At 41.5% G+C, this 20863-nt stretch carries 17 protein-coding genes; 16 read left to right on the top strand and 1 reads right to left on the bottom strand.

Annotation, left to right across the window (positions count from 1 at the left end):
* The first annotated feature begins 46 nt into the window (after window positions 1-46).
* The 8 genes from ATE37_RS08590 to ATE37_RS08555 all read left to right on the top strand — a co-directional run bounded on the left by ATE37_RS08590 (window position 47) and on the right by ATE37_RS08555 (window position 13770).
* Window positions 47-784 carry a response regulator transcription factor gene (locus tag ATE37_RS08590; protein WP_000222604.1) on the top strand — a complete coding sequence of 246 codons (738 nt, stop codon included), beginning with the start codon at window positions 47-49 and terminating at the stop codon, window positions 782-784.
* Window positions 781-2472, top strand: coding sequence for a cache domain-containing sensor histidine kinase (locus tag ATE37_RS08585; RefSeq protein WP_084868730.1), 1692 nt, complete (start codon window positions 781-783; stop codon window positions 2470-2472). The genes ATE37_RS08590 and ATE37_RS08585 overlap by 4 nt, the downstream gene beginning before the upstream one ends.
* Window positions 2473-2581: 109 nt before the next feature.
* Window positions 2582-3145 (top strand): TIGR01440 family protein, encoded by a 564-nt coding sequence (locus ATE37_RS08580; protein WP_180382785.1) that lies wholly within the window; start codon window positions 2582-2584, stop codon window positions 3143-3145.
* A gap of 2 nt (window positions 3146-3147) precedes the next feature.
* Window positions 3148-9081 (top strand): ZmpA/ZmpB/ZmpC family metallo-endopeptidase, encoded by a 5934-nt coding sequence (locus ATE37_RS08575; RefSeq protein ID WP_084868728.1) that lies wholly within the window; start codon window positions 3148-3150, stop codon window positions 9079-9081.
* Window positions 9082-9155: 74 nt separating this feature from the next.
* Window positions 9156-10877 (top strand): aminodeoxychorismate synthase component I, encoded by a 1722-nt coding sequence (gene pabB, locus ATE37_RS08570; RefSeq protein ID WP_084868727.1) that lies wholly within the window; start codon window positions 9156-9158, stop codon window positions 10875-10877.
* Window positions 10878-10972: 95 nt separating this feature from the next.
* Entirely contained in the window at window positions 10973-11773 is an 801-nt protein-coding gene (locus ATE37_RS08565) for an excalibur calcium-binding domain-containing protein (protein ID WP_084868726.1), read from the top strand.
* A gap of 100 nt (window positions 11774-11873) precedes the next feature.
* Window positions 11874-12833, top strand: a complete 960-nt coding sequence (locus ATE37_RS08560) for an ROK family glucokinase (protein WP_000078551.1) — start codon at window positions 11874-11876, stop codon at window positions 12831-12833.
* A 97-nt stretch (window positions 12834-12930) separates the two neighbouring features.
* Window positions 12931-13770 (top strand): thymidylate synthase, encoded by an 840-nt coding sequence (locus ATE37_RS08555; RefSeq protein WP_084868725.1) that lies wholly within the window; start codon window positions 12931-12933, stop codon window positions 13768-13770.
* Between the two features lie 43 nt (window positions 13771-13813).
* Here ATE37_RS08555 and ATE37_RS08550 read toward each other — a convergent pair whose 3' ends face one another.
* Window positions 13814-13984: a DUF3042 family protein gene (locus ATE37_RS08550; protein WP_084859399.1), complete on the bottom strand. Its 171-nt coding sequence runs from the start codon at window positions 13982-13984 to the stop codon at window positions 13814-13816.
* A gap of 120 nt (window positions 13985-14104) precedes the next feature.
* On the opposite strand from ATE37_RS08550, the gene miaA reads away from it, so the two are divergent.
* The 8 genes from miaA (at window position 14105) to ATE37_RS08510 (ending at window position 20851) form a co-directional block, all read left to right on the top strand.
* Window positions 14105-14989 carry a tRNA (adenosine(37)-N6)-dimethylallyltransferase MiaA gene (gene miaA, locus ATE37_RS08545; RefSeq protein ID WP_084868724.1) on the top strand — a complete coding sequence of 295 codons (885 nt, stop codon included), beginning with the start codon at window positions 14105-14107 and terminating at the stop codon, window positions 14987-14989.
* Complete coding sequence (gene hflX, locus ATE37_RS08540) at window positions 14982-16220, top strand: GTPase HflX (RefSeq protein WP_084868723.1); 1239 nt, start codon at window positions 14982-14984, stop codon at window positions 16218-16220. The genes miaA and hflX overlap by 8 nt, the downstream gene beginning before the upstream one ends.
* Window positions 16213-16836 (top strand): cystathionine beta-lyase, encoded by a 624-nt coding sequence (locus tag ATE37_RS08535; RefSeq protein ID WP_084868722.1) that lies wholly within the window; start codon window positions 16213-16215, stop codon window positions 16834-16836. Before hflX ends, ATE37_RS08535 begins: the two co-directional genes overlap by 8 nt.
* Before the next feature lie 14 nt (window positions 16837-16850).
* Complete coding sequence (gene rnz, locus ATE37_RS08530; protein WP_084868721.1) at window positions 16851-17780, top strand: ribonuclease Z; 930 nt, start codon at window positions 16851-16853, stop codon at window positions 17778-17780.
* Between the two features lie 20 nt (window positions 17781-17800).
* Window positions 17801-18556 (top strand): SDR family NAD(P)-dependent oxidoreductase, encoded by a 756-nt coding sequence (locus ATE37_RS08525; protein WP_084868720.1) that lies wholly within the window; start codon window positions 17801-17803, stop codon window positions 18554-18556.
* Window positions 18557-18758: 202 nt separating this feature from the next.
* Entirely contained in the window at window positions 18759-19328 is a 570-nt protein-coding gene (locus ATE37_RS08520; protein WP_084852375.1) for an SMI1/KNR4 family protein, read from the top strand.
* A gap of 18 nt (window positions 19329-19346) precedes the next feature.
* Window positions 19347-19784 carry a hypothetical protein gene (locus tag ATE37_RS08515; protein WP_084868719.1) on the top strand — a complete coding sequence of 146 codons (438 nt, stop codon included), beginning with the start codon at window positions 19347-19349 and terminating at the stop codon, window positions 19782-19784.
* Window positions 19785-19786: 2 nt separating this feature from the next.
* Window positions 19787-20851: an ankyrin repeat domain-containing protein gene (locus ATE37_RS08510; RefSeq protein ID WP_084868718.1), complete on the top strand. Its 1065-nt coding sequence runs from the start codon at window positions 19787-19789 to the stop codon at window positions 20849-20851.
* Window positions 20852-20863: the final 12 nt, after the last annotated feature.

Here is a 20863-nt window from a genome sequence, read left to right as displayed (position 1 = left end):
GAGAATTTTGCTATACTGATACTAGTAAGTGGTAAAGGAGCAGAGCATGACCTACACAATCTTAATCGTAGAAGATGAGTATCTGGTAAGACAAGGTTTGACCAAGTTGGTCAATGTAGCAGCCTACGATATGGAAATCATCGGTCAGGCTGAAAATGGAAGACAGGCTTGGGACTTGATTCAAAAACAGGTGCCAGATATCATTTTAACTGATATCAATATGCCTCAGCTAAATGGCATCCAGTTGGCCAGTCTGGTCCGAGAAACCTATCCTCAGGTTCACCTAGTTTTTTTGACAGGTTACGATGATTTTGATTATGCCTTGTCTGCTGTCAAACTCGGTGTAGATGACTACCTGCTCAAACCCTTTTCTCGTCAGGATATTGAGGAAATGTTAGGGAAAATCAAGCAAAAACTAGACAAGGAAGAAAAAGAAGAGCAGTTACAAGATTTATTAACCGATAAGTTTGAGGGAAATATTGCTCAGAAAATCCAGTCCCATCTAGCTGACAGTCAGTTTAGTTTAAAGAGCTTGGCCAGTGACTTGGGCTTTAGCCCAACTTATTTGAGTTCCTTGATTAAGAAAGAATTGGGGCTGCCTTTTCAGGATTACCTAGTGAGAGAGCGTGTCAAACAAGCCAAGCTCTTGCTTCTGACCACAGATTTAAAGATTTATGAGATAGCCGAAAAGGTTGGTTTTGAAGATATGAACTATTTTACCCAACGCTTTAAACAGATTGCAGGTGTGACACCTCGTCAGTTTAAGAAGGGGGAAGGTCGATGAAGCGTTCTTCTCTCCTAGTCAGAATGGTTATTTCCATCTTTCTGGTATTTCTTATTCTCCTAGCTCTGGTTGGGACTTTCTACTATCAATCTAGTTCATCAGCTATTGAGGCCACTATTGAGGGCAATAGCCAAACGACCATTAGCCAAACTAGCCACTTTATTCAGTCTTATATCAAAAAATTAGAAACCACCTCGACCAGTTTGACCCAGCAGAAGGATATCCTAGCCTATGCTGAGAATCCTAACCAAGTCCAAGCCAAGGGAATCCGAGATCTGTTTTTGACGATCTTAAAGGCAGACCAGGACTTGAAAACGGTGGTACTGGTCACCAAATCCGGTCAGGTCATTTCTACAGATGACAGTGTGCAGATGAAAACTTCCTCAGATATGATGGCTGAGGATTGGTACCAAAAGGCCATTCATCAGGGGGCTAAGCCAGTTTTAACCCCAGCTCGTAAATCGGATAGTCAGTGGGTTATTTCTGTCACTCAAGAACTGGTTGATGCAAAGGGGGCCAATCTTGGTGTGCTTCGTTTGGATATTTCCTACGAAACTCTGGAAGCCTATCTCAACCAACTCCAGTTGGGCCAGCAGGGCTTTGCCTTTATCATCAATGAAAACCATGAATTTGTCTACCATCCTAAACGTACCGTCTATAGCTCAGCGAGTGAAATGGAGGCTATGAAACCCTACATCGAGACGGGGCAGGGATATACGCTGGATCACCAATCCTACGTCAGTCAGGAAAAGATTGCAGGAACAGATTGGACGGTTATAGGCGTGTCTTCGTTGGAGAAGTTAGACCAAGTTCGGAGTCAACTCATGTGGACCTTGCTTGCTGCTAGTGCCTTATCTCTTCTTGCCTGTCTCTGCTTGGTGTGGTTCAGTCTCAAGCGCTGGATTGCCCCTTTGAAGGATTTGAGAGAAACCATGCTGGAAATTGCTTCTGGTACACAAAATCTGCGTGCCAAGGAAGCTGGTGCCTATGAACTGAGAGAAGTGACTCGCCAGTTTAATGCCATGTTGGATCAGATTGATCAGTTGATGGCAGCTATTCGCAGGCAGGAAGAAGCAACCCGGCAGTATGAACTTCAAGCACTGTCGAGCCAGATTAACCCCCATTTCCTCTATAATACTTTGGACACTATCATCTGGATGGCTGAATTTCAGGATAGTCAGCGAGTGGTTCAGGTGACCAAGTCCTTGGCAACCTATTTCCGCTTGGCTCTCAATCAGGGTAAAGATTTGATTTCTCTTTCTGATGAAATCAATCATGTCCGCCAGTATCTCTTTATCCAAAAACAACGTTATGGAGATAAGCTGGAGTATGAGATTGATGAAAATCCTGCTTTTGATAACCTAGTCTTGCCCAAGCTGGTGCTACAACCCCTTGTAGAAAATGCTCTTTACCATGGCATTAAGGAGAAGGAAGGTCAGGGACATATTAAAGTTTCTGTCCAGAAACAGGATAGAGGACTAGTCATCCGCATTGAGGATGATGGTGTTGGCTTCCAAGTTGCTGGAGATAGTAGTCAAAGTCAGCTCAAACGTGGAGGAGTAGGTCTGCAAAATGTCAACCAACGACTCAAACTTCATTTTGGAGACAATTACCAGATGAAGATTGATTCTGCACCCGAAAAAGGGACGACAGTTGAAATATACATTAATAAAATAGCAACTAGCTAACTCCCAGTTCACTCTGGGAGTTTTATTTTTAAAAATCAGAATGATTAGTTGGCCTTGATAAAATCAGTAAAAAAAGATATGATAGATAGTGACAAAAGAGGTATCAAGTATGAAGGAAAAAGACATTCAAAGAGCAACAAGCCAGATTGTAGAAGATGTAATAGACAAGGCTAATTTGAAGCAAGGAGCTATCTTTGTTTTGGGCCTTTCTTCTAGTGAGGTGATGGGTGGTCAGATTGGCAAGGAATCCAGTCAAGAAATTGGGAAAATCATCGTGAAAACCATCCTAGATATCCTAGAGGAAAAAGGAATTCATCTAGCTGTTCAAGGTTGTGAACATGTTAATCGTGCCCTCGTTGTTGAACGTCAGGTGGCAGAGCAGTTTGGCCTGGAAATTGTTAGTGTCCTTCCGACTCTTCATGCAGGAGGTTCAGGTCAGTTGGCAGCCTTCAAGTTTATGCAGGATCCAGTTGAGGTTGAATTTATTAAGGCCCATGCTGGACTGGATATCGGAGATACTGCGATTGGCATGCATGTTAAGCATGTTCAGGTTCCGATTCGCCCTCTTTTGAGAGAAATTGGGCATGCCCATGTAACAGCTCTAGCTAGTCGTCCCAAACTAATCGGAGGTGCGCGTGCGCAGTATCCACAAGATTCTATCAGAAAGTCGTGAGAATGAGAAAAACAAAACAACAACTAGAAAAAATCACCAAATATTCGATTCGTAAGCTAACTGTTGGGGTAGGTCCTGCAGCCATCGGGGCCTTCCTTTTTGGTGCTAGTACCTTTTCAGTAGATAAGGTGCAAGCCAATGAAGTTGGTGGAGCTCATAGCGTTCATTACCGTTATCTGGCGGAGCAGGAATTGACTGAGTCTGAAAAAGCCTTGATTCACCATGAGGTTCCAGCAGAATTTCAAGATGATGATATTCTTTATGTAGTTTATCGTAAGAAGGCAACTAACAGTCAACAACTTCCTTACACAGGAAGTAAGGAACTAGCTTTGGCAGGTCTTGGATTGGCAACAGCCTCACTAGCGGTTCTATTAGTTTCTAAGAAACACCGTAGTAAAGTACTTGGTATTCTGTTAATTAGCTCTATCGGCGTCAGCAATTTTGTACCTTTTACTACCTTTGCATTTGAAAATAAAGAATTGCTTTCTTATAACCAAACTATTTCAGCCTCTACACATGAAGGCTTGGCTGAAGGGATTATCCATATTGATGGCTATGAGTACATCGGTTACTTCAAGGAAGCGGAACTCCATCCATCAAGACCAGCTTCAGCTGAAAAGTCTCAGTTGCCAGTAGAAAAGCAAAGTTCAAATGAAATCGAGAAAACAGGAGTAACTCAGGAAAGACCTGCTGTTGCTTCGGAAATTGCCGTCGAAAAATCTGTAGTAGAGAATCCAGTTGCGCCTGCGGTTGAAGAAAAACCAGTTTCTGAGAAGCCTCAGGCTAGACAGGAAGAGAGCTTGGTAGAGATTCCTTTTGAAACGGTCACAAGCCCAGATGCTAATCTAGCAGAAGGACAGACTCATATCGTCACAGCCGGAGTAAATGGTCAGCGTCGTCTTGTAACCAAAGTTTCGATGGTTAACGGTCAAGAAGTTAGAGAAGTCATCGAAGACCAAGTGGTTCAAAAACCTGTGTCGCAAGTCATTGCAGTCGGAACTAAGAAAGAGGTGCAACCTGCTCCAACTCCAGTACCACAAGCTGAACCAACTCACCAAGTAGCTAAAGGTACGCAAGAAGAAGGCAAAGAAGGTCAATCTTTAACGCAACCCGAATTACCAGAGGTTACAGTAGAGTCTAAAGGAACTCAAGAGGCAGGTAAAGAAGGTCAATCCTTAACGCAACCATCCTTACCAGAAGCTACGATAGATGCCAAAGGAACTCAAGAATCTGGCAAAGAAGGTCAAGCTTTAACTCAACCTGCATTACCAGATGCTCCAGTAGAAGTAAAAGGTACACAAGAGGAAGGTAAAGTAGGTCAAGCTCTTGTACAAGAACAGTTACCTGAGTACAAAGTAACTGAGGGAACCCTTGTTGAAACATCGACTACAGACCTAGACTACAAAACTGAAACGACTGAGGATCCAACCAAGTATACGGACGAAGAAACTGTCGTAAGAAATGGTGAAAAAGGTAGTCAAGTTACTAAAACAACTTATAAAACAGTAGAAGGTGTTAAAACTGACCAAATTCTTTCAACTAGCACAGAAGTTACCAAGGAGCCTGTAAACCAACAGGTAAGTCGTGGGACAAAACCAATTGAAGGAACTCTTGTAGAAGAAAGTCTTGAAAAGATTCCATTTAAGGAAGTTGTTAAAGAAGATGACCAACTGAAAAAAGGCTTAGAAGTTGTAGCTCAAGAAGGAAAAGAAGGCCAGAAAAAAATCACCAAGACCTTTAATACCATTAAGGGAGTTAAAACAGAGGACGCTCCAAAAGTTACAGAGGAAATCCTTGAGGCACCTCAAGACAAAATTTTGAAACGTGGTACCAAGACCTTTGAAAAACCAGTATTGACCATCACAGCAGTTGAGCCTAAGGATTTGAAGCGTACTTCAGATGTTAAGTATAGTCTAGAAAATCCAAGTAAGGCAGCCATTAAATCTATTACCTTAACTCTGAAAAAAGGTGATGAGATTGTCAAAACCTTGAATGTTTCACCAGACGACTTGACAACTACCCTGACAGATTTACAGTACTACAAGGATTATAAACTTGAAACGAAGATGGTTTATGACCGTGGTGAGGGTGATGAGGAAGAGGTTCTGAAAGAAGAACCGCTAAGACTTGACCTTAAAAAAGTTGAAATCAAAAACATTAAAGAAACAAGCTTGATGAGTGTGGATGATGCTGGTGTTGAAACAGATAAGAGCTTACTTACTGAAAAACCGACAGACGTTGCTCCACTTTACTTACGAGTGACAACTCATGATAATAAGACAACAAGACTTACGGTAAGTTCTGTTGAAGAAGTGGTTGTCGATGGAAAAACATTGTACAAAGTGGTAGCAAAAGCTCCAAACTTAGTTCAACGTAGAGCAGATGATACTTTCAGTGAAGAGTATGTTCATTACTTTGAAAAACAAAAATTAAAAGAAGGTAATGTATATTACAACTTCAATGAGCTTGTAAAAGATATGCAAGCTAACCCAACGGGTGAGTTTAAACTTGGTGCGGATCTTAATGCAGCAAATGTTCCGACTCCGAATAAACAATACGTGACGAACATTTTTAAAGGTAAGTTGTATAGTGAAGGTGATAAACGTTATACCATTCACAATCTAGCTCGACCATTGTTCAACCGTGTTGAAAATGCTCATATTCATGACATCAACTTTGGTAATGTGAATATCAATATGCCGTGGGCTGATAAAACAGCTCCACTTGGAGATATGTTTAAGAACTCAACGATTGAGAATATTAAGGTTACGGGTAATGTGGTTGGTAATAACGACGTTACAGGTATGGTCAACAAACTAGATGAATCCAATATGCGTAATGTAGCCTTTATCGGTAAAATCGAAAGCGTGGGTAACAAAGGTTGGTGGTCTGGTGGACTTGTAAGTGAAAGCTGGAGAAGCAATGTAGATAGTTCTTATGTTGAAGCTGACATTAAAGCCAACAATGCTAAATTTGGTGGATTGATTGCCAAAGTCAACCATGGTGGGAATCCAAATGATGTTAAACAAAAAGGTCGTTTAACTAAATCTGTGGTCAAAGGGACATTGACACTCAAAACCAATAATCAAAGCGGTGGTTTAATTCACGAAAACTATGACTGGGGTTGGGTTGAAAATAACGTCAGCATGATGAAAGTGACAAATGGTGAAATGATGTATGGTTCAGGGTCAGTTGACTCAGGTGACCCATACTTCGGATTTGATTACTTCAAGAACAATGTGTATGTGAACGATGTTGCATCAGGTAACGTTTCTTATAACCGTTCAAAACAGATTAAGGGTGTCGACCAAGCAGAAGCGGATAAACGTATTGCTTCATTCAATATCACAGCCGATAAATATGAAATCACACCATATTTGACTGATAAATTAAATCACGTAGCGTATAAAGAAGACATGTACAAAACTACTCAAGATTATAATGCAGAACGTGAACTTGCTTACCGAAATGTTGAAAAACTTCAACCGTTCTACAATAAAGAGTGGATTGTGAATCAAGGTAATAAGACTCCTGAAGGATCTAAATTATTAACTACAGAAGTATTATCTGTGACAGGTATGAAAGATGGGCAATTTGTAACTGACTTGTCAGATGTTGATCATATTATGATTCATTATGCTGATGGTACTAAGGAAGAAAAAGTTGTCACACGTAAAGCTGATTCTCAAGTCCAACAAGTTCGTGAATATAGTATCGAAGGTCTTGGTGACGTCGTTTATACACCGAATATGGTTGTTAAAGATAGAACACAATTAATCAACGATATTAAAGCAAAATTATCAGGTGTTGAATTGATTTCACCTGAAGTGCGTGCGTTAATGGACAAACGTGGTAAAGCTGAAGAAAATACTGATGGTCGTAAAGATGGTTATATTAAAAATCTATTCCTTGAAGAAAGCTTTGAAGAAACGAAAGCTAATTTGGATAAATTAGTCAAAGCTTTAGCCGAAAACGAAGACCATCAATTGAATAGTGATGAAGCTGCCATGAAAGCTCTTCTTAAAAAAGTAGAAGACAACAAAGCTAAAATTATGATGGCTCTTACTTATTTAAATCGTTATTATGGATTTAAATACAATGATATGAGCATTAAAGACCTTATGATGTTCAAGCCTGATTTTTATGGTAAGAACGTTAGCGTTATCGATAGATTGATTCAAATTGGTTCACGTGAACATTTCTTGAAAGGAGACCGAACTCAAGATGCTTATCGTGATGTGATTGCGGGAGCAACAGGTAAAGGTAATTTAAATGACTTCTTAACATATAACATGAAACTCTTTACAGAAGATACTGATATGAATGTATGGTATAAGAAAGCTATTTCTCATACTAACTATGTAGTTGAGAAACAATCATCTAACCCTGATTTTGCTAATAAGAAATATCACTTATATGAAAACTTAAATAACGGTGAACATGGTCGATACATTTTACCACTTCTGAATACGAAGAAGGCTCACATGTTCTTAATTTCAACGTACAATACGCTAGCGTTTAGTGCATTTGAGAAATATGGTAAGAATACAGAAGCTGAACGTGAAGCGTTTAAGAAAGAAATCGACTTACGTGCTCAAGAGCAAATTAATTACTTAGACTTCTGGTCAAGACTTGCTGCTGATAATGTACGTAATCAGTTGTTGAAATCTGAAAACATGGTTCCATCAGCAATTTGGGATAACCAAGATGTTCCAGGTAATGGATGGGCTGACCGAATGGGTCATAATAAGAATGGTGACTATGCTCCAGTTCGGGAGTTCTATGGACCTACAGGTAAATGGCACGGATATAACGGTATGGGTGCGTATGCTTATATCTTCTCTAATCCACAAAACTCAGAAGCTGTATACTACATCATTTCTAGTATGATTAGTGATTATGGTACATCCGCATTCACTCACGAAACAACTCATATCAATGACCGTATGGCCTATTTAGGAACATGGCGTCATCGTGAAGGAACAGATATTGAATCATTTGCTCAAGGTATGCTACAATCTCCATCACTTACGAACTATAATGGTGAATATGGTTCACTTGGATTGAATATGGCGTACGAACGTAAAAATGACGGTACACAAATTTATAACTATGATCCTAATATGTTAAGTAGTCGTGAGAAGATTGATCACTACATGAAGAACTATAACGAATCAATGATGATGCTTGATTACTTAGAAGCAGAATCTGTCATCAAGAAAAATACTGGAACTAACGATAAGTGGTTCAAGAAAATCGATAAGAAATATCGCGAAAAAGCTAGCTATAATAAGTTAGAAGGTGCACCACACCAATGGGATTTAGTTCGCGATTTAAATGATGATGAGAAGAGTATGAAACTGACAGCTATTGATCAACTTGTAGATAACAACTTCGCTACTAAACACGGGCTACCAGGTAATGGTCATTACCGTACTGAAGGATTCGATTCTGCTTATACTGTTGTGAATATGATGACTGGTATTTACGGTGGTAACACAAGTAAGAGTACGGCTGGCTCAATCTCATTCAAACACAATACATTCCGTATGTGGGGCTACTACGGTTACCTTGATGGATTCTTAGGGTATGCATCTAACAAGTATAAACAAGAATCTAAAGCAGCCGGTAACGTAGGTCTAGGTGATAACTTTATCATCCAAAAAGTTTCTAAAGGTAGATTTAATACATTAGAAGAGTGGAAGAAAGAATGGTATAAAGAAGTCAGAGCTAAAGCTGAGAAAGGTTTTGTAGAAATTGAAATTGATGGTCAAAAGATTTCAACATATGAAAAACTTCAAGAGCTATTCGATGCTGCAGTTGAAAAAGACCTTCAAGGTAATAAATTTGATAATACAGTGAATCTTAAATGGAAAGTTTACAAACAACTCTTGCAGAAATCAGACGGATTTACTGGAGATTTATTCACTAAATAGTAGATAGGACTAGTAAAATGAAAAAAGGTAGATCAGCTTTGTCTGTATCTGCCTTTTTGTGCTATACTTAAGATATGCATAGAAAAACAGTGATTGATTTTAAAGCTTTGGGCGAGAGATACATCTTTACCCAGCCGATCAAAGAGTTAAAAACGAGAGATTTAGCAGAAGTGACGGACCTGCTGGCACAAGTGGAAAGCTACCAAGAGCAAGGCTATTATGTGGTGGGCTATGTCAGTTACGAGGCTGCACCTGCATTTGAGGAGAAATTAGCAGTTCACAAGGCTCCTCTACTAGGAGAGTACTTGCTTTACTTTACCGTTCACGATAGGGTGGAAACATCGCCTATTCCTCTGACTTATGAGGAAGTAGATCTGCCTTCAAAGTGGCAGGAAGAAACATCTGCAGAAAATTATGAAAAGGCTATTGCCCAGATTCACTATCATTTGCGTCAAGGGGACACCTACCAGGTCAACTACACCGTCCAACTCAAGCAAGACTTAAACGCCAATCCTTTTGCCATCTACAATCGTATGGTGGTAGAGCAGGAGGCGGGCTACAATGCTTATATTGAACATGACGAGATGGCAGTGATTTCCATGAGTCCAGAGCTCTTTTTTGAGCAAAATGACCGAGAATTAACGACTCGTCCAATGAAGGGAACAACTAAACGTGGTCTGACTGACGATGAAGATTTGAAAGAGGCAGCTTGGTTGGAGCAAGATCCTAAAAATCGCTCTGAAAATATGATGATTGTGGATCTCTTGCGCAATGATATGAACCGTATTTCTGAAGTGGGTAGTGAGCATGTGGAGCGTCTGTGCCAAGTGGAGCAGTATTCGACTGTTTGGCAGATGACTTCTACCATCAAGAGTCAGTTGCGAGAGGATGTGGACTTGGTTGCCATTTTTCGCTCTCTCTTTCCTTGTGGATCTATCACAGGAGCACCGAAAATTGCGACCATGGAAATCATCAAGGACTTGGAGCCTAAACCGCGTGGAGTCTACTGCGGAACGATTGGTCTCTTACTTCCAAATGGGCGACGAATTTTCAATGTCGCCATTCGGACCATTCAACTTCACAAGGGCCAAGCCATTTATGGAGTTGGAGGCGGGATTACTTGGGATAGCACCTGGGAGTCTGAATACCGTGAAGTGCATCAAAAGGCGGCTGTTCTCTATCGTAAACAAGCTCGTTTCAAATTGATTACTACAGGGAAAATCAGCCAGAAACGTTTGCTATTTGAAGATCAACATCTGAAAAGATTGACAAAGGTGAGTCGCTATTTTTCCTTTCCTTTTGACCCAGAAGAACTGAGACAAAAGATAGAGGAAGAGTGTCAAGCTTGTGATTCCCACCAAGACTATCGCTTGCGAATTACTATCAGCAAGTCTGGAGAGATGGAACTCAGTCGCCAAATCTTAACACCCCTCAGTCCAAGTTTCTGCAAAGCCAAACTTTGTCTGCAAGAAGCAGATTTGAATCAATCATTTACCTACTTTAAAACAACTCATAGACCACATTTAAGCCTAGGAGAGCAAGAGAAGATTTACCACAATAAGTCAGGAGAACTACTTGAGACCTCTATTGGAAATCTGGTCTTAAAAATTAATGGTAAATTCTACACACCGCCTACCAGTCTAGGAATTTTGCCAGGGATTTACCGCCAGCATTTGCTAGAAATAGGACAGGTAGATGAAAAAGTCTTGACTTTGGCAGACTTGAACCAAGCAGAAGCTGTCTATGGCTGTAACGCAGTCAGAGGTTTGTATGAGTTGGAAGTGAATTCTAAATAAACTTCATAAACTAAAAAACATAATGGATATGTTGAATTGTTGGATTAAGTTTGATAAAATAAGAGGAAAACGATGTCATTTTATGGGAGGAAATGATGAAAAAAACAGTTCTTTTTAAAGCAGGTCTGGCTAGCTTTTCTGCGTTGATGATGTTCGCTCAACCGACTTTTGCTAATGATACAATTCACTTTTCAAATTGTACAGAAGCGTGGGAAAATGGTTATTCTGATATCCATAGAGGAGAGCCTGGATATTCTTCAAGACTAGACAAAGATGGTGATGGAGTTGCCTGTGAACGCTCAAAAGCTCCTCGAGGTGTTTTTAAACCACGCCAATCTAGTCCACAGAATAGAGTTTCTTCTAGTGGATGGGTTAAGCAGGATGGATATTGGTATTATTATTCTGACAATGGTAATCCAGTAACCAATTCTTGGAAAGGAGATTACTATCTCAAATCAGATGGAACAATGGCTCAGAGTGAGTGGATATATGACTCATATTACAAAGGATGGTATTATCTCAAATCGGATGGTTCATATGCACGAAACACATGGATAGGAAGTTACTACCTTAAAGCAAACGGAAAGATGGCTCAAAGTGAATGGATTTATGATTCATCATACCAAGCTTGGTATTATTTGAAATCAGATGGATCTTATGCCAACAATGCTTGGCAAGGCGCTTTTTATCTCAAAGCGAACGGTAAAATGGCTCAAAGTGAATGGATTTATGACTCTTCTTATCAATCCTGGTACTACTTGAAATCAGATGGTTCATACGCTCGTAATACTTGGCAAGGGAATTACTATTTGAAATCAGATGGTAAAATGGCAAAGAATGAGCGAGTTGATGGTGGCAGATACTACGTAGATGGTTCTGGCCTTTGGAAACCATAAATCAGAATAATTTCTAGGAAGTTAATGCAAACCTTTGCACAAAACAAACGATTTTGTTATACTATATCTGTAAGCATTTTCAATTAAAAAGGAGAAGACGATGAGTCAAAAGATTATTGGGATTGACCTTGGTGGGACATCTATCAAGTTTGCAATTTTAACTCAAGAGGGAGAAATTCAAGAAAAATGGTCTATTAAGACCAATATTTTGGACGAAGGAAGCCATATTGTAGATGATATGATTGAGTCTATTCAGCATCGTTTGGACTTGCTTGGATTGTCAGCTACAGACTTCCGAGGCATTGGGATGGGATCACCTGGTGTGGTTGACCGTGAAAAAGGGACTGTTATCGGTGCCTACAACCTCAACTGGAAAACCCTTCAACCGATTAAAGAAAAGATTGAAAAAGCCTTGGGGATTCCATTCTTCATTGATAATGATGCCAACGTTGCTGCTCTTGGTGAGCGCTGGATGGGTGCTGGTGAAAACCAACCAGACGTTGTCTTTATGACACTTGGTACCGGTGTTGGCGGCGGTATCGTTGCAGAAGGAAAACTGCTCCACGGTGTTGCTGGTGCTGCCGGTGAGCTTGGTCACATCACTGTTGACTTTGACCAACCAATCGCATGTACCTGTGGTAAAAAAGGCTGTCTTGAGACAGTTGCTTCAGCAACAGGGATTGTCAACTTGACTCGTCGTTACGCTGATGAATATGAAGGCGATGCAGCCTTGAAACGCTTGATTGACGACGGTGAAGAAGTAACTGCTAAAACTGTCTTCGACCTTGCAAAAGAAGGAGACGACCTTGCTTTGATCGTTTACCGTAACTTCTCACGTTACTTGGGAATCGCTTGTGCCAACATCGGCTCAATCCTCAACCCTTCAACGATCGTTATCGGTGGTGGTGTGTCAGCTGCGGGAGAATTCCTTCTACAAGGTGTTCAAAAGGTTTATGACGAAAATACCTTCCCACAAGTACGTACATCTACTAAATTGGCTCTTGCAACTCTAGGAAATGACGCTGGAGTTATCGGAGCAGCATCACTTGTATTGCAATAGGATTATAAAAGGAGAAAAACACTACTTTAAAGCCAGTGATTTTCCTCCTTTCTTTTTTTATGCTATACTAGTTAGGAAATAAATGAGGTGAGAGTAAATGACAAAAGCAGATACGATTTTTAAAGAGAATATTGAACGAATCCTCAAAGACGGTGTCTTTTCTGAGCAGGCTCGTCCCAAGTACAAAGATGGGACTGTTGCTAATTCTAAGTACGTAACGGGTGCCTTTGCGGAGTATGATTTGTCTAAAGGGGAATTTCCCATCACAACCTTGCGTCCCATTGCAATCAAATCCGCCATCAAGGAAGTACTCTGGATTTACCAAGATCAGTCTAATAGCCTAGAAGTGCTGAATAACAAGTACAATGTTCACTACTGGAATGACTGGGAAGTGGGAGATACGGGAACTATTGGTGAGCGTTATGGGGCAGTCGTTAAGAAACACGATATCATTAATAAGATTCTCAAGCAGCTGGAAGCCAATCCTTGGAATCGTCGCAATATCATCTCACTCTGGGATTACCAAGCATTTGAGGAGACAGACGGCCTCCTTCCATGCGCCTTTCAGACCATGTTTGATGTCCGTCGAGTAGATGGAGAAATCTATCTGGATGCGACCTTGACCCAGCGTTCTAACGATATGTTGGTGGCCCACCACATTAACGCTATGCAGTATGTGGCTCTTCAGATGATGATTGCCAAGCATTTCGGCTGGAAGGTTGGGAAGTTCTTCTACTTTATCAACAACCTTCATATCTATGATAATCAGTTTGAACAAGCAGAGGAATTGCTCCGCCGTGAGCCGTCAAACTGCCAACCACGCTTGGTTTTAAATGTTCCTGATAGAACCAATTTCTTTGATATCAAAGCGGAAGACTTTGAGTTGGTTGACTATGATCCGGTTAAGCCGCAACTGAAGTTTGATCTAGCTATTTAAGAAAATAAAAAAGAAGTTGAGATTGCTCAACTTCTTTTGTTGCTTAATGTGATACGCGGCGGCGAGCTGCTTTCTTGCGGTTTTCTTTGATGAAAGCTGCTTTTTGCTCTTCTGGCTCAATCACTTTCTTTTTAATTGCGTATACTGCACCTGCAACGGCAGCGACAGTGCCTGCGACACCTGTTACAAGACCTTTAGCGAATCCTTTAGCCATGAGTCTTCCTCCTTTATCTTCCCGAACAGTCAGGCTCCTCAAGAGGTAGCATTTTTCTGACTGACCTTTTTGTGATATAATAATAGTAACGAAAAAATGGGAATTTTTCAAGGAAAAAAGATGAAAACAAAAATAATTGTGATTGTTGGACCGACTGCTGTTGGGAAGACAGCCCTTGCTATTGAAGTGGCCAAGCGCTTTGGTGGAGAGGTGGTCAGTGGCGACAGTCAGCAAGTATACAGAGGGTTGGATATTGGGACGGCCAAGGCTAGCCCAGAGGAGCAAGCCGCTGTTCCTCATCATTTGATTGATGTCAGAGAGGTGACCGAGTCTTACTCGGCTTTTGATTTTGTTTCAGAAGCTAAGAAGGCTATTGAGGATATTCAAAGCCGTGGTAAGCTTGCTATTATTGCTGGTGGCACAGGGCTTTATATTCAGAGCTTGCTTGAAGGCTATCATCTAGGTGGGAAAACACCTCATGAGGATATTTTAGCCTATCGAGCTAGTTTAGAGCCTTTATCAGATGAGGAATTAGCCCATCTTGTGGAGAAAGTAGGCCTTGAAATTCCCCAGTTTAACCGTCGTCGTGCTATGCGCGCCTTGGAAATTGCTCATTTTGGTCAGGATTTGGAAAATCAGGAAAGTCCCTATGAACCTCTGATTATCTGCTTGGACGATGAGCGCAGCCAGCTTTATGAACGTATCAATCGCCGAGTAGATCTGATGTTTGATGCTGGGCTTTTGAGTGAAGCTAAGTGGCTTTTTGAAAATTATCCAGATGTGCAGGCAGCCAAAGGCATTGGCTACAAGGAACTCTTTCCTTATTTCCGTGGGGAGCAAACTCTTGAGGAAGCAAGCGAGAGTCTCAAACAGGCGACTCGTCGTTTTGCCAAGCGTCAGTTGACCTGGTTCCGTAATCGCATGCAGGTCACCTTTTATCAGATAGGAGAGCCTGGCGTGCAGGACCGCATTTTAAGCCAGATAGAGGAGTTTTTAGATGATTAAAACGGAGAAAAAAGAGGAACGGGTCCTGCTTATCGGTGTGGAATTGCAGGGCATGGACAATTTTGACCTTTCTATGGAAGAATTGGCCAGTCTAGCCAAGACAGCTGGGGCAGTCGTTGTGGATAGCTACAGGCAAAAACGGGAAAAGTATGACTCCAAGACCTTTGTTGGCTCTGGTAAGTTGGAAGAGATTGCGCGGATGGTGGATGCAGAAGAAATTACTACTGTCATTGTCAATAATCGTTTGACTCCACGGCAAAATGTCAATCTAGAAGAAGTTCTGGGAGTTAAGGTTATTGACCGTATGCAGTTGATTTTGGATATCTTTGCTATGCGGGCTCGAAGCCATGAAGGGAAGCTCCAAGTCCACCTGGCCCAGCTCAAGTATCTCTTACCTCGCTTGGTTGGTCAGGGGATTATGCTCAGCCGTCAGGCTGGGGGAATTGGTTCCCGTGGACCTGGTGAAAGCCAGCTGGAACTGAACCGTCGTAGTGTTCGCAATCAAATCACAGATATCGAGCGCCAGCTCAAGGTGGTTGAGAAAAATCGGGCGACAGTCAGAGAAAAGCGTCTGGAGTCGAGTACCTTTAAGATTGGTTTGATTGGTTACACCAATGCTGGGAAATCAACCATCATGAACACCTTGACCAGCAAGACCCAGTATGAGGCTGATGAATTGTTTGCGACCCTGGATGCGACAACTAAAAGCATCCATCTGGGAGGCAATCTACAGGTGACTTTAACTGATACGGTTGGCTTTATCCAAGATTTACCGACTGAATTGGTATCCAGTTTCAAGTCGACTTTGGAAGAAAGCAAGCATGTAGACCTTCTGGTTCATGTCATCGATGCCAGCAATCCTTATCACGAGGAGCATGAAAAAACGGTTCTGTCTATCATGAAAGACTTGGATATGGAGGATATTCCTCGTCTGACCCTTTATAATAAAGCGGATTTGGTGGAGAATTTCACGCCTACTCAAACGCCGTATGCCCTCATTTCTGCCAAGTCTGAGGATAGTCGTGAGAACTTGCAAGCATTGTTTTTGGAGAAGATCAAGGAGATTTTTGAAGTCTTTACCCTGCGCGTGCCTTTTTCTAAGTCTTACAAGATACATGATCTAGAAAGTGTGGCGATTCTTGAAGAACGTGACTACCAAGATGATGGAGAAGTGATTACAGGCTACATTTCCGAGAAAAATAAATGGAGGTTAGAGGAATTTTATGACTGATATTAAAACGTTGGCTCTAAAGTATGGAGGTTATACAAGTCTGGATAAGGTCTATCTAGATCAACTTCTAGCTGGCAAAACAGAGCAAGAGCAGTTGGCTCTCATCACACCTCCTCCGAGTGTCGTCAATGCCTACTTTGCTGAACTCTACCAGAAAAAGAGTCCTGAAGCTGCGACGGATTATTTTTCAGAAGTCAGTCAGGAACTGAACCTCTACAATACTAAGCCAAGTTTCACCTTTGAAAACAAGCCTTTTATTCGTCTTAATCTGTCTGGTAAATCCTTTGGGTTTTGCTATGAGAGTGAGGGCCTGGGGCGGATTTTCTCTGAAAATGAAGAGGAAATCTCGGATGACTTGCTTTTTGAGATTGCGCAAATTTTCCCCCATCAACTTGTCTTTGAAGAGTCTGGAAAGATTTACATGAAGCCTGTCGGGGATGAGGAAGTTGTTAGCGTGGAGAGTCTCACAGCTTTGACGGATTTGGAAAGTTTGGCGGATGGTCGCAAACGTCTCAAAGGCTACAGTCAAGAGGATTTATTACAGGAAGCTACTGCTTTTTCTGGCAAGCGCTATTTCCGATCGGAAAACCGCACAGCCATGTTATATATTGATTAATTAGAAAGTATCGAATGGATATTCAATTTTTAGGAACGGGGGCTGGTCAGCCCTCTAAAGCCCGCAATGTTTCAAGTCTCGCTCTGAAACTCTTGGACGAGATTAACGAAGTTTGGCTTTTTGACTGTGGAGAAGGAACTCAAAATCGCATTCTGGAAACCACAATCCGACCACGTAAGGTCAGCAAAATATTTATCACTCACTTGCATGGAGACCATATCTTTGGCCTGCCAGGATTCCTTTCTAGCCGTGCCTTTCAGGCCAATGAAGAGCAGACAGATTTGGACATCTACGGACCTCAAGGGATCAAGTCCTTTGTCTTAACCAGTCTACGTGTGTCAGGTTCTCGCCTGCCTTACCGTATTCATTTTCATGAGTTTGACCAAGATTCTCTAGGGAAAATCCTTGAGACCGATAAATTCACTGTGTATGCAGAGGAGTTGGACCACACTATTTTCTGTGTTGGCTATCGTGTCATGCAAAAGGACCTAGAAGGTACCTTGGATGCTGAGAAACTCAAGGCTGCTGGTGTTCCGTTCGGCCCGCTTTTTGGAAAAATCAAAAACGGTCAGGATGTTGTTCTCGAGGATGGGACTGAAATCAGGGCAGTTGACTATATCTCAGCTCCCCGTCCAGGTAAGATTATCACTATTCTTGGTGACACCCGAAAAACCAATGCCAGTGTGCGTCTAGCTGTCAATGCCGATGTCTTGGTTCACGAGTCGACTTATGGCAAAGGAGATGAAAAAATTGCCCGCAATCACGGTCACTCAACCAATATGCAGGCAGCACAAGTAGCAGCAGAAGCAGGTGCCAAACGCCTCTTGCTCAACCATATCAGTGCTCGTTTCCTCTCAAAAGATATCAGCCAGCTCAAGAAAGATGCAGCAACTGTTTTTGAGAATGTCCATGTGGTTAAAGACTTGGAAGAAGTGGAAATTTAGAAGATTGAGAAAGGATAAATATGTCTACAATTCTCATTACAGGTGCTAGCGGTGGCTTAGCCCAAGAAATGGTCAAACTCTTGCCAAATGACCAACTCATCTTACTAGGTAGAAACAAAGAAAAACTAGCCCAACTATATGGAAATCATTCTAATGTGGAATTGATTGAAATCGATATTATTGATGACTCAGCCCTAGAAGCTCTGGTAGCTGACCTCTATCTCCGTTATGGAAAGATTGATGTTTTGATCAACAACGCTGGATATGGAATATTTGAAGATTTCGACCGGATCTCTGACAAGGACATTCATCAGATGTTTGAGGTTAATACCTTTGCCCTGATGAATCTGTCTCGTCGTCTTGCAGCTCGTATGAAAGAAAGCCGAAAAGGCCATATCATCAATATCGTCAGTATGGCAGGTTTGATAGCGACTAGCAAGTCCAGCCTTTACTCGGCAACCAAGTTTGCGGCCATTGGTTTTTCAAATGCTCTGCGCCTCGAACTCATACCTTACGGTGTCTATGTCACGACGGTTAATCCAGGACCGATTCGTACTGCCTTTTTTGACCAGGCAGACCCAGATGGGACCTACCTCAAGTCGGTTGACCGCTTTCTCTTAGAACCAGATGCAGTCGCTAGAAAGATTGTCAAAACCATAGGAAAAAACAAACGGGAACTCAATCTCCCAGTTTTATTGAACCTAGCCCATAAGTTTTATACTCTCTTTCCTAAGCTAGCTGATAAGTTGGCAGGGGGAATCTTTAATTATAAGTGAGAAAGCTGTTCCCTTGAGGAATGGCTTTTTGCTTTAATAAGGAGGAGTTGTTGATCAAAAATAATCCCTGAAAATACTGGTAGTTTATCTCTATTTGATAGTTTTGGAGTATAATTGAGATAAGAAAGTTCATTAGATAAATGAAGTCCCAAACTAGCTAGCTTACCCTAGATAATGCCCTATGTATAGCCGGAGGTTGACAATGGAATTATTGACAATTGACCAAATTATTTCCATTATTGAGGAAGCAATACAAGGGCTTGACCCTGAGATAAGAGAAGGAATTGTCCTGAGCCATACTGAAGTGCCTGTGTCTGAACTGGATCGTTTGAAAAAACAACTGCAAATACAAGATTTGGATCCGATTTTTAGGAAGTATATTTTGGCCTATAACTGGGGGCAGGTCGGTTTTTTAAGTTACCAGTTTGGATATGGGGACGACACTAGTCTTACTTGGCTGATCAATCGCAATTTGGAATACCACGATTACTCGACTCTACAAGAAAGAGGCTTGATCATCATTGCAAATGGAGATCCCTACACTATTTTGCTGGATTGTCAATCTGGGGCGGTCTATGCTCTTGATGCAGAGATGAACTATGATGAAAAAATATGGCTGACACCAGATTTTCTAGCATTTGTTAGAGCCATGGGAACGGCCCAATCTGCAGTTTGGAAGGGTTGTGAAAGTGACTTCATCCACTTGATGACTAGAATAGGTCATGCGTCCAGTTTGATATTTTGGCAGAGTCTGGTCGGGTTTTATGATTGAAAATGGAAGGAGCAGGTCATGGAATTTATTGTAGCTGAGGAAGGGATTCCTCAAAATATCGGATGTCAGGGAGCCCTGATTGCCTATTATGGTAGTGAGATAGAATTTCATTATGAAACCGTTCCCCCACACGGTGATGAGATTTTTTCTGCCAAGTTGCCTTTGTTGAGGCTTGATCTACCCTTTTGGATCTATGGGAGAAATCTCATATTTTTAGATGCTTACTACCTCTTAGCAGAAACAGTTAAGAAAGGGACTTGGAATCCCATAACGAGTATGCTCATCAACATTCATACGGGGGAATACGCCAGCCTAGACCACTGGTACAATCATATATCTATTGAGCAAAACGGTCTTGAGTTGAAAAATGATTATGATGGACAAGTCCTGACTTTGAAAACGGTTGACAAACTTCATTGGCTTGTCCTAGATGCTAAATCAGAAGAAAGGAACTAAATATGGCAAAGAAAAGAGTTACATTACCAAAAGAGTTTAAGGATTTAATGGATGAAGGAAATATTGAAGCCCTTAAAGCGGTCTATGACCGTTGTGAATTAACCGCTCATGATGGAAGATTTAGCTTATGTACACCTCTGCATATGGGAGGAGTCCCGGATGAATTGGTTATCTGGCTTGTCGAACAGGGCTTGGATATCAATATCCCTGATTATTATGGAGCGACTCCTTTGTACCGTCAGGCAACCATGGGAAGAGAGACTGTAAAACTCTTGCTCGAATTGGGGGCAGATATTGAAAAAAGCAATACTTATGGAAATACACCTCTGCATATGGCAGCTGAGTTTTTTCATCCTAAGACCGTTGCACTTCTCATAGAAAAGGGAGCAGATGTTAACCCTAAAAATGATAGGGGACAGACTCCACTAGACTCCGTTCTCACTGTCTGTCGGGGAATTTATATTGCCCAAACAGCTGAAATTGCCTCTATGCTGTTGGATGCAGGTGCTAAGAAAACATCTGCTATGAAAGAAAAGGTCGAAAATATCGGTAAAGATTTTGAATTTCATAGAGAAGGGATCAATCCCGACTATCTAGAAGCAGCAGATCAGGGTCTAGAAAAACTTTATGCTTTGTTTGATGTCAAGCCGGTAGCCAAACGAATAACCCACGATGGAGTTTCTCCGATTCTCGTAAAAGAAGGTAGCTGGGAGGAGCAATATGAGGAACTATGGTCTTTCTTGATTCCTTCAAGTGGAGCAGCCAAAACTGTTCAGGGAGAAGTTATTCGTATACCAGGTCGAGTCCGAGATGAACTGGATCGCAATGGTGGGGTCAACTGGGACAGGGACTATAGAAAAATGCTTCAAGCTCTCCCTCAATACTTGTCTCTAGGAATCCCCCTTTCAGATCAAAAATTAGAAGAGACTAAAGAGCTTATTGCTCAAGTTCATGGGAAAGATTTTGATGACGAGCCTCGCCTAGACCGCCTGTGTCAGCTAGCTATTACTTGGATTAAGCAAAATCCTGAACCCCTTCTCCTAGAAAAAACAAGTTATAAGCGGTAAAAAGCATTGGAA

This window comes from Streptococcus oralis subsp. tigurinus, assembly GCF_002093575.1.
GTDB lineage: Bacteria > Bacillota > Bacilli > Lactobacillales > Streptococcaceae > Streptococcus > Streptococcus oralis_CH.
This window is presented reverse-complemented; position numbering and strand designations above follow the sequence as displayed.

Excerpts from the sequence above, each read along its gene's own strand:
- rnz (WP_084868721.1), top strand. The coding sequence starts at position 16,851 with ATGGATATTCAATTTTTAGGAACGGGGGCTGGTCAGCCCTCTAAAGCC.
- ATE37_RS08590 (WP_000222604.1), top strand. The coding sequence starts at position 47 with ATGACCTACACAATCTTAATCGTAGAAGATGAGTATCTGGTAAGACAA.
- pabB (WP_084868727.1), top strand. The coding sequence starts at position 9,156 with ATGCATAGAAAAACAGTGATTGATTTTAAAGCTTTGGGCGAGAGATAC.
- ATE37_RS08565 (WP_084868726.1), top strand. The coding sequence starts at position 10,973 with ATGAAAAAAACAGTTCTTTTTAAAGCAGGTCTGGCTAGCTTTTCTGCG.
- ATE37_RS08585 (WP_084868730.1), top strand. The coding sequence starts at position 781 with ATGAAGCGTTCTTCTCTCCTAGTCAGAATGGTTATTTCCATCTTTCTG.
- ATE37_RS08580 (WP_180382785.1), top strand. The coding sequence starts at position 2,582 with ATGAAGGAAAAAGACATTCAAAGAGCAACAAGCCAGATTGTAGAAGAT.
- ATE37_RS08555 (WP_084868725.1), top strand. The coding sequence starts at position 12,931 with ATGACAAAAGCAGATACGATTTTTAAAGAGAATATTGAACGAATCCTC.
- ATE37_RS08510 (WP_084868718.1), top strand. The coding sequence starts at position 19,787 with ATGGCAAAGAAAAGAGTTACATTACCAAAAGAGTTTAAGGATTTAATG.
- ATE37_RS08560 (WP_000078551.1), top strand. The coding sequence starts at position 11,874 with ATGAGTCAAAAGATTATTGGGATTGACCTTGGTGGGACATCTATCAAG.
- ATE37_RS08515 (WP_084868719.1), top strand. The coding sequence starts at position 19,347 with ATGGAATTTATTGTAGCTGAGGAAGGGATTCCTCAAAATATCGGATGT.
- ATE37_RS08525 (WP_084868720.1), top strand. The coding sequence starts at position 17,801 with ATGTCTACAATTCTCATTACAGGTGCTAGCGGTGGCTTAGCCCAAGAA.
- ATE37_RS08575 (WP_084868728.1), top strand. The coding sequence starts at position 3,148 with ATGAGAAAAACAAAACAACAACTAGAAAAAATCACCAAATATTCGATT.
- miaA (WP_084868724.1), top strand. The coding sequence starts at position 14,105 with ATGAAAACAAAAATAATTGTGATTGTTGGACCGACTGCTGTTGGGAAG.
- ATE37_RS08520 (WP_084852375.1), top strand. The coding sequence starts at position 18,759 with ATGGAATTATTGACAATTGACCAAATTATTTCCATTATTGAGGAAGCA.
- ATE37_RS08535 (WP_084868722.1), top strand. The coding sequence starts at position 16,213 with ATGACTGATATTAAAACGTTGGCTCTAAAGTATGGAGGTTATACAAGT.
- hflX (WP_084868723.1), top strand. The coding sequence starts at position 14,982 with ATGATTAAAACGGAGAAAAAAGAGGAACGGGTCCTGCTTATCGGTGTG.
- ATE37_RS08550 (WP_084859399.1), bottom strand. The coding sequence starts at position 13,984 with ATGGCTAAAGGATTCGCTAAAGGTCTTGTAACAGGTGTCGCAGGCACT.